Raw genomic sequence first — 17,036 nt, 5'->3', positions numbered from 1 at the left:
TAGGCTGGCGTCACTGCCGGCTGCACAATTATTGTGTATTAATTGTTTAATCTTTTAATGCAATGATGATGTAACATTGTTTTAAATGAATTTTATCTAATTTAGGAAATTGCCCTGCATCAGGCCGGCGATTATATATGCAATTTGGTTATTTTTTAAGTCGCCGGGCGATTTAATAAGCAAATAATGCCGGCTTATTTATAGTGGTAGCAGCGTTAAGTATATTATTTAATTATATTGCGTCATTTTGTTTATTTATTGTTTCGTTGTGGCTGTTGATCAGGGGTATTAACACCGTTTCTGCCACGGCGGCAGACCAGTAAAATCCCTGGCCTTCATCACAGCCCAGCGCTTGCAGCCGTTGCAAGGTTGCGGCGTCTTCAATGCCTTCGGCTACCGTTTTCAGGCCTAAGCCGGCGGCCATATTAATAATGGCCTGTACCAGTGGCTCGTCACGCTCTGAGACACATAATGAGGCAATAAAAGAGCGGTCTATTTTTAAGGTAGTGGCATTAAAGCTGCGTAAATAACTCAGGTTAGAATAACCGGTGCCAAAATCATCAATAGCAAAGGTTACGCCCAGTTGGCTTAGCGCATTAAGTTGGTGCTGAATAAAGTCAGTGTCACCGATTAACAGCGATTCGGTCAGCTCCAGCTCCAGCGCTGCTGCAGGCAGACCGGCACTGCGCAGTGCTTGTTGCACTACCTGCTCCAGCCCGGTGTTTTTAAATTGTACGTAAGACAGGTTTACCGCTATGCGCAGCTCACTAAAGCCTTGCGCTCTTAACCGTGCGGCGGCCCGGCAGGCTTCATGAATTACCCAGCTACCCAGTTCGCTGATCAGGCCGCTGTGTTCGGCCAGCGGAATAAATTCGGCCGGGCTTATCATGCTGCCGTCACTCTGCGGCCAGCGCAGCAAGGCTTCAACCGAGCTGATACGACCGCTACGCAAATCTATTTTCGGTTGATAATACAGCTCAAAGCCGTGCGCTTTAATGGCCAGGCGCAGACGCTGCAATAAATTAAACTTGTCGACATTGTCCTGATCCAATTTGTCGTCGTAGAAACGAAAGGTATTGCGGCCATCTTCCTTGGCTTTATACATGGCTAAATCGGCTTTGCGGCACAAGACGTTAAATTCGCTGCCGTCACCCGGCGCTATGGCAATACCCACCGAGCCGGACACGCTGACATCAGTTTGCATAATGCTAAACGGCTTGGTGACTTCCGTAATCAGCTGCGTTGCCAACTGACTGAGCTGCTGTTTGTCGGCGTCGGTGGGAATTAGAAACAGGAACTCATCGCCGCCAAAGCGGATAACTTTTTGTTCTGCATGTAGTACCTGCTGCAGCCGCTGCGCTAATTGGCGCAGCAAAATGTCGCCGGCTGAGTGGCCTAAGGAATCATTTACCGGCTTAAAGTTATCCAGATCAAGAAACAATACCGCCAGTTGCTGCTGTTGCTCGCGACAGTGTTGCAGTAACTGGTTATACAACTGCTCGCCCAAAATACGGTTGGGTAAGGTGGTTAACGGATCATGATGTGCCAGCCGTTCAATCTCTTTGCGGCTGTGGCGTACTTTCTCGTTCTCCTGTTGCAGCGACAGCATTAACCGGCGCATATCGCGCACCATTAAATACACGCTAAAACCGGTTGCGGCCAAAATAACGGCCACAAACAACAAATGCTGCCAACCCAGCGCCGGGAGCACCGGGTGTAGCCGGCCGCTAAGGGTTAACGCGGTAACCAGGCTGCAAAATGCCATCACAAAGCACAGCAGTGAATAGAACAGCCCGACACTGCCTAAAATAGCGGCATAGACCAATAAGCCCGGGAAGCCCAGCAGAGCCAGATCGCGCAGGCCGCCGGAGACATAGGCCAGAGCCGATAACATCAGCGCCATCGACCACAGCAGGATATAGGCAGAGATCAGCGCTTGCTGCTTCAGAGCAAAGCCGCCGGCAACCAACAGCGCAATGCAGCCGGCCAAAATAAGCAGCTTAGTGGTGCCCCCGGCGACGGCCATAGCCAAAATTAAGCCAAATAAGGTAAAGCCGGTAATTTGCAGCAAACGGCGGATGCGGAAATGGCTGATTTGCTGTTGGAAATCGGCAGTGGTATTCGCGGCAAGGTACTGTTCCGGCATACTGCGCTGGCGCCATATTAGTTTAGCTGGGTCTGATTAACTGTAGCGCTGAATGTTAAAAACACCAGTTAATCAGTGGTTTTTGGTTCGATATGTACCACCAGTTCCACCCCCAGTTGCTGTATCGCCAGTTCGGCATCATCGGCCAGCTGATGCGCTTGCTGCACGGTCCAATGCGGTGGCACCTGCATATCTACCTGGGCAAATTGTAAGGTGGCCGCCGCGCGGGTGCGTAAATTACTAAACTGCACTTTGCTGCCGGCAAACTGGGCTAAGGCCTGTTCAATATCATTGATGCGTTGCGGTGGCAGTGCTTTGTCCATTAAGCCATTAACGGCGCGATATAAGATGCCGCCGCCTTCATGCAGTATGTGCAGCGCTACGGCGATGGCCACCAGCGGGTCCAGCCAATATTGGCCGCTTACTGCCGCCAGACTCACGCCTGCTACAACCCCGGCGGTGGTCCAGACATCGGTCATTAAATGTTTGCCATCACCTTCCAGCGCCGGCGAATTATGTTGTTTGCCACCACGTAACAACAGCAGGGCAATACCGAGGTTAATTAAACTGGCCAGCACCGTAAGGGCGGTGCCTAAGCCCAGACTGGCCAACGGCTGCGGATTAATTAAGCGCGCGCCGGCAGTGATAAAAATGGCCAGCGCAGCAAGGAAAATCATGCCACCTTCAAAGGCGGCCGATAAATATTCGGCTTTGCTGTGGCCATAGGGGTGGCTGTCATCGGCGGGGCGGCGGGCGATACTAACCATTATCAGCGCAAAGCCGGCACCGGCAACATTGACCAGAGATTCTATTGCATCAGATAAAAAACCGACCGAGCCGGTTAGATACCAGGCCAGAGTTTTCAGCGCCATAGTGGCAAAAGCGGCCAGCAACGACAGCAGCAGTAATTGGCGCGGGCGCAGGTTTAGCATGCAGTATTCCAATCGGTATCAGCGGCTTGCTGCAGTGTAGAGCAGCTACCGGGGAATGTCATGCGCTGCGTTTGGGTAAAAACAGTGATACCAGCACGGTAGTCACCAGCATGCCAGACGAAATCCACAAACATGCCGTTAAGCCCGCCACTTGATACACCCAGCCCGACAGCACAGTGCCGATAAGGCGGCCCATGGCATTGGCCATATAGTAAAAACCGACATCCAGTGACACTCCATCGCTGTTGGCATAGCGGACAATCATATAGCTGTGCAAAGAGGAGTTAACCGCAAACACCGCGCCAAACAGCAGCAAGCCAGCCAGCAGCGCATATTCGCTGTGCCATTGCTGATCAAGCGCCACGGCAATAGCTGCCGGTATGGCGCACAGCAGCAGTGCCCACAGTGTTAAGGTACTGCCATCAGGCAGGCGGCTGTCAGCTGTTGTAGTACCGCTTGCTTTACTGCCACTTAACAGCGGTGCCACGCTTTGCACTGCGCCATAACCAATAACCCACAGTGCCAGAAAACTGCCCACTGCCCAGTGGTTCCAGCCAAACTGGCTGGCCAGGGTTAACGGCAGTGCAATAACAAACCACACATCGCGGGCGCCAAACAGCAACATGCGCGCGGCGGATAACACATTAATGGCGCGGCTTTTCGATAACAACTCGGTAAATTTCGGCTTGGTTTTGCTTTTGCCCAAATCAGCCTTTAAGCGCCATAAGCTGAACAACCACACCGCGGCCAACATCAGCAGCATCAGCAATATGGCCATGCTAAAGCCATACAGGCTCAGCAGTATGCCGCCGAGGAAAAAACCGATGCCTTTCAGTGCGTTTTTCGAGCCGGTAAGAATGGCAACCCATTTAAACAAGGTGCTTTGCGCATCATCGGCTACCAGCAACTTAATGCTGCTTTTAGCGCTCATTTTGTTCAGGTCTTTGGCGATGCCCGATAACGCTTGGGCGGCCATTACCCAGGGCACAATTAAATACTGCGCCGGCAGTAACAGCATACCCAGCGCCAGTATTTGCAGCAACAGGCCGATATTCATAGTGTTGTTCAGGCCGATGCGCGCACCCAGCCAGCCGCCGACCAGGTTAGTAATAACGCCAAAAATTTCGTAAAACAAAAACAGCATGGCAATCGCCAGACCGCTGTAACCCAAGCTGTAAAAGTGCAGCACCACCAGCATGCGCAGCGCGCCGTCGGTTAAGGTAAAGGCCCAGTAATTCGCCGTTACCAGCATATACTGGCGCAGCTGCGGGCTTAGTGTGCTTAGCATAGACATTATCCGATTTGCACTGTTTAGGGTTTATCCCGCAGGCCAACCAGTTTAGCCAGTTCCACCGTGCGGTTGGCGTAACCCCATTCGTTATCATACCAGGCATAAATTTTTACCTGGGTGGCGTTAATCACCATGGTGGATAAGGCATCAATAATGCTTGAGCGCGGATCGGTTTTATAATCTACCGACACCAAAGGCCGTGTTTCATAGCCAAGAATATCTTTTAACTCCCCCTCTGCGGCAGCTTTAAGCAAGGCATTGACTTCTTCTGCGGTGGTGGCACGTTCTACTTCAAATACGCAGTCGGTTAAGGAGGCATTGGCCAGCGGTACCCGCACAGCATGACCGTTTAAGCGGCCTTTTAACTCGGGGAAAATTTCGGTAATGGCGGTAGCCGAACCGGTGGTAGTGGGAATTAAACTGCTGCCGCAAGCACGGGCGCGGCGTAAGTCTTTGTGCGGTGTGTCCAGAATGCTCTGGGTATTGGTTAAATCATGGATAGTGGTAATGCTGCCATGCTTAATGCCCAGTTGTTCGTGGATGACTTTTACCACCGGTGCCAGGCAGTTAGTGGTGCAACTGGCGGCGGTAACAATGCGGTGCAGCTCTTTGTTATACAACTGCTGGTTTACACCCATCACCACGTTTAATACGCCAGGCTCTTTTACCGGCGCACTAACCACCACCCGTTTTACACCCTGTGCTAAGTACGCATTTAACACTTCTGTGCTTTTCATCTTGCCGGAGGCTTCAATGACCACATCGCAGTGTGACCAGTCAGTATCACTAATGGCTTTGTTTTGGCTTACGGCGATGGTTTTGCCGTTAATGACGATGTTATTGCCATTGGCTGCGGCATTGTGGCGCCAGATACCGTGTACCGAGTCAAAGTTCAGCAGATGGGCGAAGGTGGCGGCATCGGCGGCCGGGTCGTTAATCTGCACAAACTCAAATTCCGGCCAGTCAAACGCCGCGCGCAGTGCCAACCGGCCAATACGGCCAAAACCATTGATGCCTACTTTAATTGTCATTTAGCTATTCCTTAGTCTCAGTTACACAGCGCGGCGCGTTGCGGCCGGTCGCCCATTTGTTCAAGTTTGTCCAGGTTAGTGGCAATAAGGTCGCTGTTATTGCTTGCGGTAAGCCGAAGCACTTCTAATGCCCAGGCCGGTAGGTTATCGGCCAGGCGGTAAAATACCCACTGGCCGTGGCGGCGGTCCTGTAAGATGGCCGCTTTGCGCAATTGCGCCAAATGGCGTGAAATCTTCGGCTGGGTTTCATCCAGCGCTGCGGTTAGCTCGCAAACACACAGCTCCTGTTGCTGCTGAATAAGCAACAGGGTTTTTAACCGCGTATCATCGGCCAGGGCTTTATAAAAGCTTAATGCATCGCTTAGGCGCTCTGCTTTAGCGCGGTATTTTTGGCTAAACAGTAAGAAGTATTTAATCCGCTCGCTCAGCTCGTTTAGCACCACGTCAAAGGCTTTAGTGCCCGCCTTCGGTTTAGGGTCGGCAAAATCCCACGCCAGAATTTGCGCTGCTTTTACCCGGGTTACACAACTTTGATGGGCTTTGTCACAGAGCGTAATGGCATAGTCGAAGTTATGCTCATTTAAGCCGGACAGGTCTTTGCTATGCAGGTTTTCTGCGGAAATATTTCGTGCAGCCAATACTGTAAATACCCGTGGGTCTACCGGCTCGGGTGCAGTGCCGGCACTGTAAACGTCAAACTCTGCTCCGGCCATTTGGCGGAACAGTGCTTCTGCCAACTGTGAGCGGGCAGAGTTACCGGTACAGATAAACAGCAGTGATTTTTTCTGCATTTTGCATATCCTTAATTCTAGATATGTGAAATATCATATATACATATTAAGTTATGTCAATATTGACTGGTACGATGTCATGTAAGTGTCATAAGACCATTTTACACTGCGCCCGACTTTAAGCCGTATGCCAGGGGGCAGTGATGTTGTCTAAGTTGAAAATTTCCGGCAGGGTAATGTTATTGGGTGTATTACCTTTGGTGATGCTGTTGTTGGTAATTATCGCCGCGTTTTGGTCGGCGCAACAAAAAGACAAGCTGTTTAATCAGTTGTACGACAATCATCTGGCGATTTTGTCTGACGTTATGGCGGTGCAGCAAATTCTGCAACAAACAGCACTGCAGGACATCCGTAAATACCGCACCGGCTGGGCCTCTGCTGAAGCGACCGAGCAGGTGATTAAGCAACATCTGGCTTTGGCAGAACAGCATTGGCAAGGTTTTGTGCAAAGCCGGCCGCTGCAGACTGACCCTGAGTTTTATGCCGGCCTGGATCAGGCATTTGCAGCGGCTATTAAACATTATCAAGAATGGATTAGCTATGCCGGCAGTGATGCGCTGCTGGTGCGTATCCTCAATGAATCTACTGTTAACAGTGAAATTGAGCTACGTATAACCGGGTTAACCGCGCTGACTGAAGCTTTTATTCAGCAGCAAATTGCAGCTGCGGCTAACGTAAGAGACTCGGCGGAGCGCTTTACCGCACAGTTAATCCGGGCTTATATCATCGGTGGCAGCCTGTTGCTGTTGCTGATCTGCAGTTTAATATGGGCGGTACAGCGCTCTGTATGCCGGCCGTTGTGGGCACTGCGCGATATACTCAAACAGGTTCAGCAAAGCTCAGACTTAAGTTTAAGAGCCAGTGATTCGGGAACCGATGAGGTTGCCGAAGCAGCACAGGCATTAAATCAAATGATTAGCCATTTTGAGCAGTTGGTGGCGAAGCTGGGTAATAGCTCGACGGTACTGGGTGAGCAGGCGGCATTAGTATTTCAAAGCAGTGATGATGTTAGCCAGAGTGCGGTGCGTCAGGCCGGTCAGGCCAATCAATTGGCCACTGCCGTTGAGCAACTGAGTGTGAGTGTGCAAGATGTTGCCGATAATGCGAAAGGCGCTGCTGATGCTGCGCAACAAGCAAAGTCGCTGTGTGCTTCAGGACGTGGTGTTGCCACTGCAAGTGCTGCAGGGATAACTGCGCTGGCGCAACAGCTTGAGCATAGTGCTCAGGTAGTGCGACAGCTGCAGCAAGAGTCCGGTCAGATTTCCGGAGTACTGGATGTGATCCGTAAAATTTCAGAACAAACTAATTTACTGGCCTTGAACGCTGCCATCGAAGCTGCACGTGCCGGTGAAGCCGGGCGCGGGTTTTCGGTAGTGGCAGATGAAGTACGCACCTTATCGGCCAATACCCAACATGCGACAGAGTCGATTAACAAGATGATAAGCCAGTTGCAACAGCAAGCTGCCAGTGCTGTAGAGGCTATGCAACAGGCGCATAAGGATGCCGACAGTAACATGCAACTGGCGCAAGATGCCGGGGCGCGTTTTACCGAGCTTGCCGGTGCGGTGGAAAGCATCGCAGATGCCAATTTAACCATTTGCACTGCCACAGAGCAGCAGCAGGTAGTTTCAACCAATATCGCGCATAATATTCACCTGCTAAATGGTGATATTGTGCAACTTAGTGACGGCGCAGCCCGTGCTGCCGGCGCCAGTGAGCAATTAAACCAACTGGCGATGCAACTAACCGATGACTGGCAGGTGTTTAATACTGCAGGTGGCCGGGTTTAAGTCGCACCACAAGCACGGTAAAGCGCCATCATTTGGCTGCCGGTTTGCATCAGGCTTAGCAACACGCTGGCAAGATAAATTAACCCCAGGCTTAGCAGCGCAGAAAACACAATTTTGCTGCTGCTCAGCTGCTGCTGTTTGCCATAGGCAAACCAGGCAACAAACAACCAACAGATCAGCACCAGCAGTACCATAGCTTGTAAACCCAGCCCCAACAAAAACAATGGCCGTTCTGTCGCCTGTTGATATATCGTCTGTGCCTGCTGCAGTTGTTGCTGCAGCGCGTCGCTTGCTGCCTCGTCGGCGACTAACTCACCGGTAGCACCGGTATTACACAACAACTGCGCTGTCATAGGCTGCAAGGCCTGAGCGCTTTGCTCCAGTTGGATCCAGCTTTTGGCAACAACCGGATCTATCATGCCGATATTGGTCAGCGCATTGGCAAATACCAGCAGTACCAGCGTAGCACCGCAAAAAAAAGCAAACAGGCGGAAAAAGGCAAAGAAGCTACTGGTAACGCCGACTATTCTCAAACAACCAAAGGCGATAGCGGCGGCAAAAAACAACAGAAATAAATCAAATAGCGCACTGCTGGCCAGATGCGTAAAAGCCGCATCGTCGCCGGGTAAGGTTACCGGATTTACCGCTTCAGGCAATAACTGACTGATAAACAACGCAATAAGAAACGACAGTATTAAAAATTCGACGCCTTTGCTGATCTCATCGGGCTGCTCAGCAATAGCCAGTTGCTGTTGAATAAAGCGCTTGGGACGGAATAAACACTGGCTGAAGTGGGTAAAAAACAGCGGGATTTCAGCAATAACGCGCTCGATATAGCTTTTCATAGTTTGTCCTTGTCAGCGGCTGATACGCGGATACAGCATGACTCCGTAACAACTATAGGCGTTTAGCCGTCCTTTGCACATTGCATGCGCAAATAAAAGGCTTTACACTTGCCGCGCAACCAAGGGGTGCAATAGCTGAGATGCCGTAAGGCGAACCCTTAGAACCTGATCCGGATTATACCGGCGGAGGGATGGTGCTAACTCCTCAAGCTGGTGTGATCTCTGAAGTTTTGGAGATTCATACAACAATGCGTTTTATACCCTCGTTACTTACTCTGGCTGTGTGCAGCAGTTTTTCTATTCAGGCCAATGAAGCTGAAGCTTTTATTGAGCGTATTCGCGTGCAGGGCGATTTCCGGCAGCAATCGGTACAACAGGTTGCCGGCAGTATTGCTATTGTTGGCGAGCAGGATGTTAAACGTACCTCAGCGCAGCATCTGGATGATTTGCTCAGCCAGTTTGCCAATGTGAATTTCAGTGCCGGCGCCTCGCGCGGCCGCTATATTCAGATGCGCGGCATTGGTGAGCGCAGCGAGTTTGTTGATACCATTAACCCGTCGGTCGGTATTTTAATTGATGGTATTGATTACTCCGGCTTGGGCATCAGCGGTATCAGTGATTTAGCGCAACTGGAAGTGTTTCGTGGCCCGGAAGCCAGCCGCTTTGGCGCCAATGCGTTAGCCGGTATGTTAAACCTGACCAGCAAAGGCCCTACAGCCACGCCGGAAGGCAAACTCAGTGCCACCCTGGCTAACTATGACAGCCGCCAGTTGGCCGCGCAGTTTAGTAACAGCATTAATCAGCAACTGGGCTACAGCCTGTCGCTGGAGCAGCAAAACTCTGATGGCTTTATCGACAATGCCTTTTTAAACCGTGACGACACCAACAATATCGATGAATTTACCGGCCGGTTTAAGCTGCGTTATCAGCCAATGGATACGCTGGCACTGCAGCTGGTTACACATTTTGTCGACCAGGATAACGGCTATGACGCCTTCTCACTGGACCGTAACCGCACCACCTTATCTGATCAGCCCGGCCAAGATCAGATCCGCAGTAAAGCAATAGCATTGCAGGCGGATTACAGCGCGTTGCGCTTTGCTACGTTGCAGGCGCAGCTTAGCTGGTTAACCGCCGACAGTGATTACGGCTTTGATGAAGACTGGAGCTATGTTGGTATTCACCCGGATGAATATTCCACCACCGACCGTTACTTGCGCACGCGCGATCAACTAACGCTGGACTACCGTTTTATCTCCACGCCTGAAGGCAAGCTGGGCAACAGCGACTGGGTATTTGGCCTGTATGCAGCCAATAAAAGCTTTGATTTAACCCGGCAGTTTTGGAACTGGGATTTATGGCAGGCCGACAGCTTTGTCAGCAGCTTAAGCCGTAGTAATGCTGCGCTGTACGGCGAGCTGACCACGCCCTTTAGTGCCGGTTGGAGTTTGGTGTCGGGCCTGCGCTTAGAGCGTTATGACGATGACTACAGCGACAGCAGCGGCAACGCCATTAAAAACCACGATACTATGTGGGGTGCCAAATTAAGCCTGAATTATCAGGTAAACCCACAGGCATTGGTGTATCTGCTGGCATCCCGTGGCTATAAAGCCGGTGGTGTAAACGGCGATGCCCTGGCCAAAGCTGCCGATGACAATTTAAGTGAGTTAAACAGCAAAGCCAGTTTTAAACCGGAAACTTTGTATAACGCCGAATTTGGCGTGAAGGGCAGTGCGCTGGACCAAAGCATTACCGCACGGGTGGCGGCATTTTATATGTGGCGCGACGATATGCAGGTAAAAGGCTGGCTGAACCCGGATAGCGGCCCGCAATTTGCCGGCTTTATCGACAATGCCGGCAGTGGCCGCAACTACGGTATTGAAATGGAAAACCGCCTGCAGTTACATCCGCAGCTGGCGCTGTTTTTATCTGCCAGCTGGCTGAAAACCAAACTGGGTAACTATATTACGCTGGATGAAGAAAACTTCAGTGGGCGTGAGCAGGCGCAGGCGCCGCGTTTTTCGTACAGTGTCGCCACCGATTGGTATATCACGGAAGCGCTGACCTTTAACCTGAGCCTGCAAGGCAAAGACGCGTTCTTTTACTCCGACGGCCACAATGCCCGTTCATCACGCTATGAGCTGTTGGGTGCACGGTTAAGTTATCAGCTGGCCAATTGGGAGCTGGCGCTATGGACGCGCAACGCACTGGATCAGGATATCGGCGTGCGCGGCTTTTACTTTGGTAACGACCCGAGGGATGGCTACCAGAGCCATGTATACGAGCAATTTGCTGAGCCGCGCCGTTTTGGTGCCAGCGCCAGCTATCAGTTCTGACAATAATGACCATTGTTAACGTCATTGGTCATGCGAAAGGAGAGAGCTATGCAATTATCAGTTGAGATCAGTAAATACCCGTTAGCAGAAGATTATATCGGCCCGATTAAAGGCTTTATTGCCGAGCTGAACAAATACCCGGACGTAACAGTACTGACCAATACCATGAGTACTCAGCTGTTTGGTGACTACGACGCCGTAATGCAAGCGCTGCAGGCCTGTATCAAATGGTCGTTTGAGCAATACGGTAAGGTGGTGTTTGTTTGTAAGTTTATTCATGGTGATTTGCGGCCATGAACGAGCTGTTAAGCCAGGCGATAGCGCAGTGGCAGCTGATGCACAGCATTGAGCTGGCTGCGACCCTGCTGGCGCTGGCTTATGTGGTGTTAGCGCTGAAACAAAGCCTGTGGTGCTGGCCGGCCGCGCTGTTAAGCACCATATTATTTACCCATGTTATGTGGCAGTCGGCGTTATTATCTGACGCCTTATTACAGCTGTATTATGCCGGTATGGCGCTGTATGGCTGGTGGCGCTGGCAACAGTTGAAGCAGGGCAGCGCCGGCGCACGTGGCCCGGTATACGAGTGGCCCTGGCAGCGTCATACCTGGTTAATCGCCGTTACCGCTGTGACGGGGTTGGTGCTGGGCGCGGTGATGGCTAACTACACCCATGCTGAATTTGCTTATCTGGATGCGCAAACCACGGTATTCAGTATCATGGCCACCTGGCTGGTGGCGCGGAAACTGGTGTCTAACTGGCTGTACTGGGTGGTGATAGATGCGGTATCCATTTATGTTTATGCGCAAAAACATCTGTATTTCCTCACCGGCTTGTTTATGCTGTATACGGTTATCGCTATTGCAGGGTACTTTATTTGGCGCAGTCATTATCAGCAACAACCGGCAGTGAGATTGAGCGTGTAACGCGGTTATGCCGGCGGCTGGAGTTTTTTGTTGCCAGGCCACCGCTACAAGTAAAGCCGTTATCACACGGCGAAAGTAACCAGAGCTATTATGTCAAAACGGCGCAGGGCGAATATGTGCTGCGCTGCTATCCGGCTGATTCTGCCGTTTGCCGCCAACAGGAACTGCGCTGCCAACATGCCGCCGCCGCCCTGGGCCTGGCACCGGCGCCTTTGTGTTTAAATAATCATTATCAGGTTATGCTGAGCGACTATATCAGTGCTGGCCAGCCGTTTGATTATCAGCACCATGGCAGTGCTGCGTTATTATCGACTTTGGCAGCCTTTCATCAACTCAGTGTGCAAACGGCGGTGCTGGAGCCGTACGGCTATTTACAGCAACAACTGGCGGCGCTGCCCGCAGCGGTAACCGCAACGCCAGCGCTGTTAGCCCGGTTGTACCTGGCGGCAACAAAGCTGGCACAGCAAACTGCAGATATAGTGTTGTGTCACCTGGACTTGCATGCCGGTAATCTACTTTGGGCACAGCAGCGGCTGTGGTTGCTGGATTTTGAATACAGCCAACAGGCCGACAGCAGCCTGGATCTGGCGGCGCTGAGTTTACACTTTGACCTGGATGCAACAGCAGAGCAGCGGTTGTTAAGCCAATATGCGGCTTGTCGTGGTGCTACAGAATTAATGCCGCAGTTACAGCAAAAGATACTGCCGGCAAAACAGTTATACAGCGGCTTTTGCTGGCTGTGGTATTTAAGTTTACCCGGTGCGCAGGCGCAGGCCGCTTACTGGCAGCACAGAATTGAGCAATTAACGGCGTTATAAGCCGCCTAAGCGCTCGGCCAGAGTTTTGTAGCGTTTTACGTCTTCTTCACTGAACATTGGTTTGCCGTTGGCATCCTTGTCTGCCGGCACCAACAAGTTTTCCCGGGCTAATCGTTCCACTCTTATCGTTTGCACGCCCAGAAACTCAGCTACCTGGTCGACGGTCATTAACGCCATGTTATTTTCCTTATCTCTAATAAACTTAGAAGTAATAGCCTAAAATCAGCCATTTGTGAATAGCTATAGCGCAAGCTGGGCGGATATTTCCGGCCTAACATACTCCGTTACACTTTTTTGCCGGGTTAGGCTAGGTTGGATGTTTTAATTATGTTAATTTTCAGCTACTAAGATCAGGAGAGCAGCAAAATGTATAAAAGTTATCTTGCCCTGCTATTGGGCGCCGGTTGTCTGAACAGTTACTGGCTTAATGCCGCTGAGCTAAGCGCACCGCTGGCAGTGCAGCAACCTTACACCGTAGCCTCGCCACATGGTGATCGGCAAGACCCGTACTACTGGCTGCGTGACGACAGCCGCACTTCGCCCACGGTGCTGGATTATTTACATCGCGAAAATGATTACGCTAACAGTTACGCCAGTGCCTATCAGCCGCTGAGTGACAAATTGACGGCAGAAATTATCAGCCGCATTAAGCAGGACGACAGTTCAGTACCTTATACCAAGGGTGATTACAGCTATTACAGCCGGGTTGAAAGCGGCAAAGAGTACCCGATTTATGCCCGCAAAGCCTTAGCCGATGGCACCGAGCAAATAATGCTGGATGTAAACGAGCTGGCCAAAGGCAAAAGTTATTATGCGGTATCTAACTGGCAGGTTAGCCCGGATCAAAACTTTATTGCTTATATGGAAGATGACAGTGGCCGGCGCCAGTACACGTTGAAAGTACGCGATTTACGCAGCGGTAAAGATTTACCCGACCAACTGAGCGGCTTGTCGTCCAGCCTGGCTTGGGCCAAAGACAGCAAAACCCTGTACCTGGTAAAAAATGATCCGGTAACCTTGCTCAGTACCCAAGTGCTGCAGCATAGCTTGGGCAATGACCCGGCGCAGGCGCAGCTGGTATACGAAGAAAAAGATAACAGTTTTTATATGGGCGTGGGTAACACCACAGATGATAACTATGTGGTGATTTACTCCAGCAGCACAGTATCAAGCGAAATGCAGGTTATGGACGCCGCTAAACCCGGTAGCGGCTTTCGCACCCTGGCACCGCGTGAGCGTGATGTAAAATATCGTGCTGATCATTTGAACGGGCGCTGGATTATCCAAACCGACTGGCAAGCACCTAACTACCGCATTATGGCGGTTGCTGCCGATAAAATTGGCGATCGTGCGCGCTGGCAGCCGGTAATTGCGCACCGCGACGACGTGTTTATTCAGGGCTTTACTGCCTTTGACAATTATCTGGCCATTAACGAGCGTAGCGATGGCTTGCGCCGGATGAAAATAATGCCCTGGGCAGCGCCGGCTAAGTCGGTTTATATTGCCTCAGATGAAGCCGCTTACGTTACCGGTTTTGAAGTTAACCCACAGCAAAACACCGACTGGCTGCGTTATACCTATACCTCGTTGACTACCCCGGCCAGTGTGTACCGGCTTAATATGCAAACCGGCGAGAAGCAGCTGCTAAAGCAAACCGAAGTGCCAGGTGGCTTTGATAAAAACAACTATGCCACCGAGCGGGTATGGGCCACGGCTCGCGATGGCGTAAAAGTGCCGGTATCCTTGTTGTATAAAAAAGGCGTTAAACGCGATGGTACAGCGCCGCTGTATCAGTATGCTTATGGCTCTTACGGTGCCTCAATGGACCCGTCATTCCGCTCCGGTGTATTGTCGCTGGTAGACCGCGGCTTTGTTTATGCCATTGCCCATATCCGCGGCGGCCAGGAAATGGGCCGGCATTGGTATGAAGACGGCAAACTGCTGCACAAAATTAATACCTTTACCGACTATATCGATGTAACCGACTATCTGGTAGCCAACAACTATGTGGCCAAAGACAAAGTATTTGGTATGGGCGGCAGCGCAGGCGGCTTGCTGATGGGCGCGGTGGCTAATATGGCACCGCAGAAATACCGCGGCTTAGTGGCGCATGTGCCTTTTGTCGATGTGGTTACCACTATGCTGGACGAAAGCATTCCGCTCACCACCAACGAGTTTGACGAGTGGGGCAACCCAAAGCAAAAGGCTTATTATGACTATATGCTGTCGTACTCACCTTATGATCAAATCAGCAAGCAGGATTATCCGGCCATGCTGGTGACCACAGGCCTGCATGACTCTCAGGTGCAGTATTTTGAACCGGCAAAATGGGTAGCCAAATTACGTACCCACAAAACTGATGCTAACCCGTTGTTGTTTAAAACCACGATGGAAGCCGGCCACGGTGGTAAATCCGGCCGTTTTGCCCGGCAGGCACAAACCGGCGAAGAATACGCTTTTATTCTGAACCTGCTTGGCATCACCGACTAGTTTGCTGTTGCGGCAAAAATTGAACCGGGCCTGTGCCCGGTTTTTTCTTGTCTTAAGTTATTCAAATAAGATCAATTATCATTTGCAACTGATTCTCAATTAGATTAAAGTGCGGCTCGAAAGTTAATAAGAACTATTATCATTAAGGAGCCGTTATGTCGTTGCCGCTTAACCGTGCCATGTTAGTTGCTGTTATGCTGGGGGGCAGCTTTGCCGCCCATTTTGCGGCAGAAGCCCATGTGCCGTATTTGCAGCCTGCCAGTTTTGAACCTATCCGTGGTGGTTGGGTAAGCCTGGATGCCGCCTTTGCCGACCGTTTTTTCATCCCCGAAGTGGCATTTGATAACAGCCGTTTCAGTGTGCTGACACCGGCCGGCACAGCGGTTACGCCAACTCTGCTGCAATACAGCCACACCCGTACCACAGCAGAGCATCAGTTAACCGACGACGGCACTTACCGTTTTAGCACCGGCCTGCGTTACGGCGCGACCTTTCATACTTATGAGCAAAACGGTGAGCGCAAAAACAGCCGCGATGAAAACTTTGTGTTACCGGCCGGGGCAAAATCTATTGCGCACTTTCAGGCGGTAACTCGTGCCGAAACCTACGTTAGCAAAGGTGCACCAAACCATAAGGCGTTAAAACCCGGCGGCGAAGCACTGGAACTGGAGTTTCTCAGTCACCCGAATGATCTGTACAGCGACAGCACCCTGCGGGCACGCGTGCTGTTTAACGGCAAGCCGCTGCCACAGCAGCCGGTGAATGCCTATTTTGTTGAAGCCGGCGCTAACGACGAAAAAGTAACGCATCAGCTCACTACCGATGCCGCCGGTATTATCAGCTTTGTGCCGGAAAAAGCCGGTACTTATTTGCTGCTAAGCCGCTACCGTGCCGACGCACCGGCCGGTGCCAAAGTACCGCAATACAGTTACAGCTACAGCGTTGTGCTGGAAGTTACCCAATAGCGCTCACCCGTTACCGCAGGAGTTTTACTGATGAATAAACAGCATTTATATACCACGTTGTTTTTGGCCCTGAGCAGTGCTTACCTTAGCGCCTGCAGCAGCTCTGTAGCCGCAGACAAACCGCGTTTAGACGAAGCTCAGCAACAGCAACTGGCCGCCGAGCGCGCCGGCCATTTACGCCAAACCCATGTGCGTTTTAATGCGCTGGATAAAGATGAAGACGGTTATATCAGCCGTGCTGAGTTTGACCGCTCCGGTGACAGCGCTTTCAGCCGCATGGACACCAATAAAGACGGCGTGTTATCCGCCGCCGACCCTAAACCGGCGCCGCGTGGTGAAGACACCCGCTCTGAGCAAACCAGGACAGAGCAGATCCGCACAGAGCAAGCCCGGCAACAACAGGGGCAAACTCAGCAACTGCGGCGTGAACGCCTGCTGCAAATGCCAACGACTCATTCCGTTGCCGGCATGCTGGCGATGTACGACAGCAATAACGATGGCGTGGTTAGCCGGGCGGAATATGAGCAAGGCCGCGCCGCCCAGTTTGCCGGCGTTGACAGCAACCGCAACGGCGTACTGAGCTATGACGAATATGTGCTGGAGTTTGCTACCCGGCTGGACCAGCAGATTGCCCGTACCGTCATTGATCATATTGCGGTCACTAAATAAAACGCCAAA

General features: G+C 51.5%; 15 protein-coding genes and 1 riboswitch. Of the genes, 8 read left to right on the top strand and 7 right to left on the bottom strand.

Going from position 1 to position 17,036, the window contains the following annotated elements:
• Nucleotides 1-232: 232 nt before the first annotated feature.
• The 5 genes from ACTZWV_RS14340 to ACTZWV_RS14320 all read right to left on the bottom strand — a co-directional run bounded on the left by ACTZWV_RS14340 (nt 233) and on the right by ACTZWV_RS14320 (nt 6,191).
• On the bottom strand, nt 233-2,146 hold the full coding sequence (locus ACTZWV_RS14340; protein ID WP_444787206.1) for a putative bifunctional diguanylate cyclase/phosphodiesterase: 1,914 nt from the start codon (nt 2,144-2,146) through the stop codon (nt 233-235).
• A 68-nt stretch (nt 2,147-2,214) separates the two neighbouring features.
• Nucleotides 2,215-3,078, bottom strand: a complete 864-nt coding sequence (locus ACTZWV_RS14335) for a cation diffusion facilitator family transporter (RefSeq protein WP_444787205.1) — start codon at nt 3,076-3,078, stop codon at nt 2,215-2,217.
• 58 nt (nt 3,079-3,136) lie between these two features.
• Complete coding sequence (gene arsJ / locus ACTZWV_RS14330; protein ID WP_444787204.1) at nt 3,137-4,366, bottom strand: organoarsenical effux MFS transporter ArsJ; 1,230 nt, start codon at nt 4,364-4,366, stop codon at nt 3,137-3,139.
• Nucleotides 4,367-4,389: 23 nt separating this feature from the next.
• Nucleotides 4,390-5,400 carry an ArsJ-associated glyceraldehyde-3-phosphate dehydrogenase gene (locus ACTZWV_RS14325; RefSeq protein WP_444787203.1) on the bottom strand — a complete coding sequence of 337 codons (1,011 nt, stop codon included), beginning with the start codon at nt 5,398-5,400 and terminating at the stop codon, nt 4,390-4,392.
• Between the two features lie 17 nt (nt 5,401-5,417).
• A complete protein-coding gene (locus tag ACTZWV_RS14320; RefSeq protein WP_444787202.1) occupies nt 5,418-6,191 on the bottom strand; it encodes a metalloregulator ArsR/SmtB family transcription factor in 774 nt (257 codons plus the stop codon).
• 143 nt (nt 6,192-6,334) lie between these two features.
• On the opposite strand from ACTZWV_RS14320, the gene ACTZWV_RS14315 reads away from it, so the two are divergent.
• Nucleotides 6,335-7,981 carry a methyl-accepting chemotaxis protein gene (locus tag ACTZWV_RS14315; protein WP_444787201.1) on the top strand — a complete coding sequence of 549 codons (1,647 nt, stop codon included), beginning with the start codon at nt 6,335-6,337 and terminating at the stop codon, nt 7,979-7,981.
• Here ACTZWV_RS14315 and ACTZWV_RS14310 read toward each other — a convergent pair.
• Nucleotides 7,978-8,826, bottom strand: coding sequence for a hypothetical protein (locus ACTZWV_RS14310; RefSeq protein ID WP_444787200.1), 849 nt, complete (start codon nt 8,824-8,826; stop codon nt 7,978-7,980). The two genes, ACTZWV_RS14315 and ACTZWV_RS14310, sit on opposite strands and share 4 nt — an antisense overlap.
• A gap of 112 nt (nt 8,827-8,938) precedes the next feature.
• A riboswitch (TPP riboswitch) is annotated at nt 8,939-9,035 on the top strand.
• A gap of 39 nt (nt 9,036-9,074) precedes the next feature.
• Between ACTZWV_RS14310 and ACTZWV_RS14305 the strand changes: the two genes are divergently transcribed.
• From ACTZWV_RS14305 to ACTZWV_RS14290, 4 genes are read left to right on the top strand one after another with little or no spacing between them, the layout of a single operon-like run.
• The gene (locus ACTZWV_RS14305) at nt 9,075-11,162 is read left to right on the top strand and encodes a TonB-dependent receptor (RefSeq protein WP_444787199.1); all 2,088 of its coding nucleotides are present in this window, start codon (nt 9,075-9,077) and stop codon (nt 11,160-11,162) included.
• A gap of 48 nt (nt 11,163-11,210) precedes the next feature.
• Nucleotides 11,211-11,459, top strand: coding sequence for a YkoF family thiamine/hydroxymethylpyrimidine-binding protein (locus ACTZWV_RS14300; RefSeq protein WP_444787198.1), 249 nt, complete (start codon nt 11,211-11,213; stop codon nt 11,457-11,459).
• Nucleotides 11,456-12,085 carry a nicotinamide riboside transporter PnuC gene (pnuC, locus tag ACTZWV_RS14295; protein ID WP_444787197.1) on the top strand — a complete coding sequence of 210 codons (630 nt, stop codon included), beginning with the start codon at nt 11,456-11,458 and terminating at the stop codon, nt 12,083-12,085. Before ACTZWV_RS14300 ends, pnuC begins: the two co-directional genes overlap by 4 nt.
• Complete coding sequence (locus ACTZWV_RS14290; protein ID WP_444787196.1) at nt 12,037-12,903, top strand: phosphotransferase; 867 nt, start codon at nt 12,037-12,039, stop codon at nt 12,901-12,903. The genes pnuC and ACTZWV_RS14290 overlap by 49 nt, the downstream gene beginning before the upstream one ends.
• On the opposite strand, the gene ACTZWV_RS14285 is transcribed toward ACTZWV_RS14290, so the two are convergent.
• On the bottom strand, nt 12,898-13,080 hold the full coding sequence (locus tag ACTZWV_RS14285; protein WP_173501805.1) for a MerR family transcriptional regulator: 183 nt from the start codon (nt 13,078-13,080) through the stop codon (nt 12,898-12,900). The two genes, ACTZWV_RS14290 and ACTZWV_RS14285, sit on opposite strands and share 6 nt — an antisense overlap.
• 189 nt (nt 13,081-13,269) lie before the next feature.
• On the opposite strand from ACTZWV_RS14285, the gene ACTZWV_RS14280 reads away from it, so the two are divergent.
• The 3 genes from ACTZWV_RS14280 (at nt 13,270) to ACTZWV_RS14270 (ending at nt 17,027) form a co-directional block, all read left to right on the top strand.
• On the top strand, nt 13,270-15,393 hold the full coding sequence (locus tag ACTZWV_RS14280; protein ID WP_444787195.1) for a S9 family peptidase: 2,124 nt from the start codon (nt 13,270-13,272) through the stop codon (nt 15,391-15,393).
• A 155-nt stretch (nt 15,394-15,548) separates the two neighbouring features.
• Entirely contained in the window at nt 15,549-16,358 is an 810-nt protein-coding gene (locus ACTZWV_RS14275) for a DUF4198 domain-containing protein (RefSeq protein WP_444787194.1), read from the top strand.
• Nucleotides 16,359-16,388: 30 nt separating this feature from the next.
• Complete coding sequence (locus tag ACTZWV_RS14270) at nt 16,389-17,027, top strand: hypothetical protein (protein ID WP_444787193.1); 639 nt, start codon at nt 16,389-16,391, stop codon at nt 17,025-17,027.
• The last annotated feature ends 9 nt before the right edge of the window (nt 17,028-17,036 follow it).

It is taken from the genome of Rheinheimera sp. NSM (assembly GCF_052380015.1).
In the GTDB taxonomy this organism is placed as follows: Bacteria; Pseudomonadota; Gammaproteobacteria; order Enterobacterales; family Alteromonadaceae; genus Alishewanella.
The sequence above is the reverse complement of the archived record's forward strand: the minus strand, read 5'-3'. Positions and strand labels throughout refer to the sequence as shown.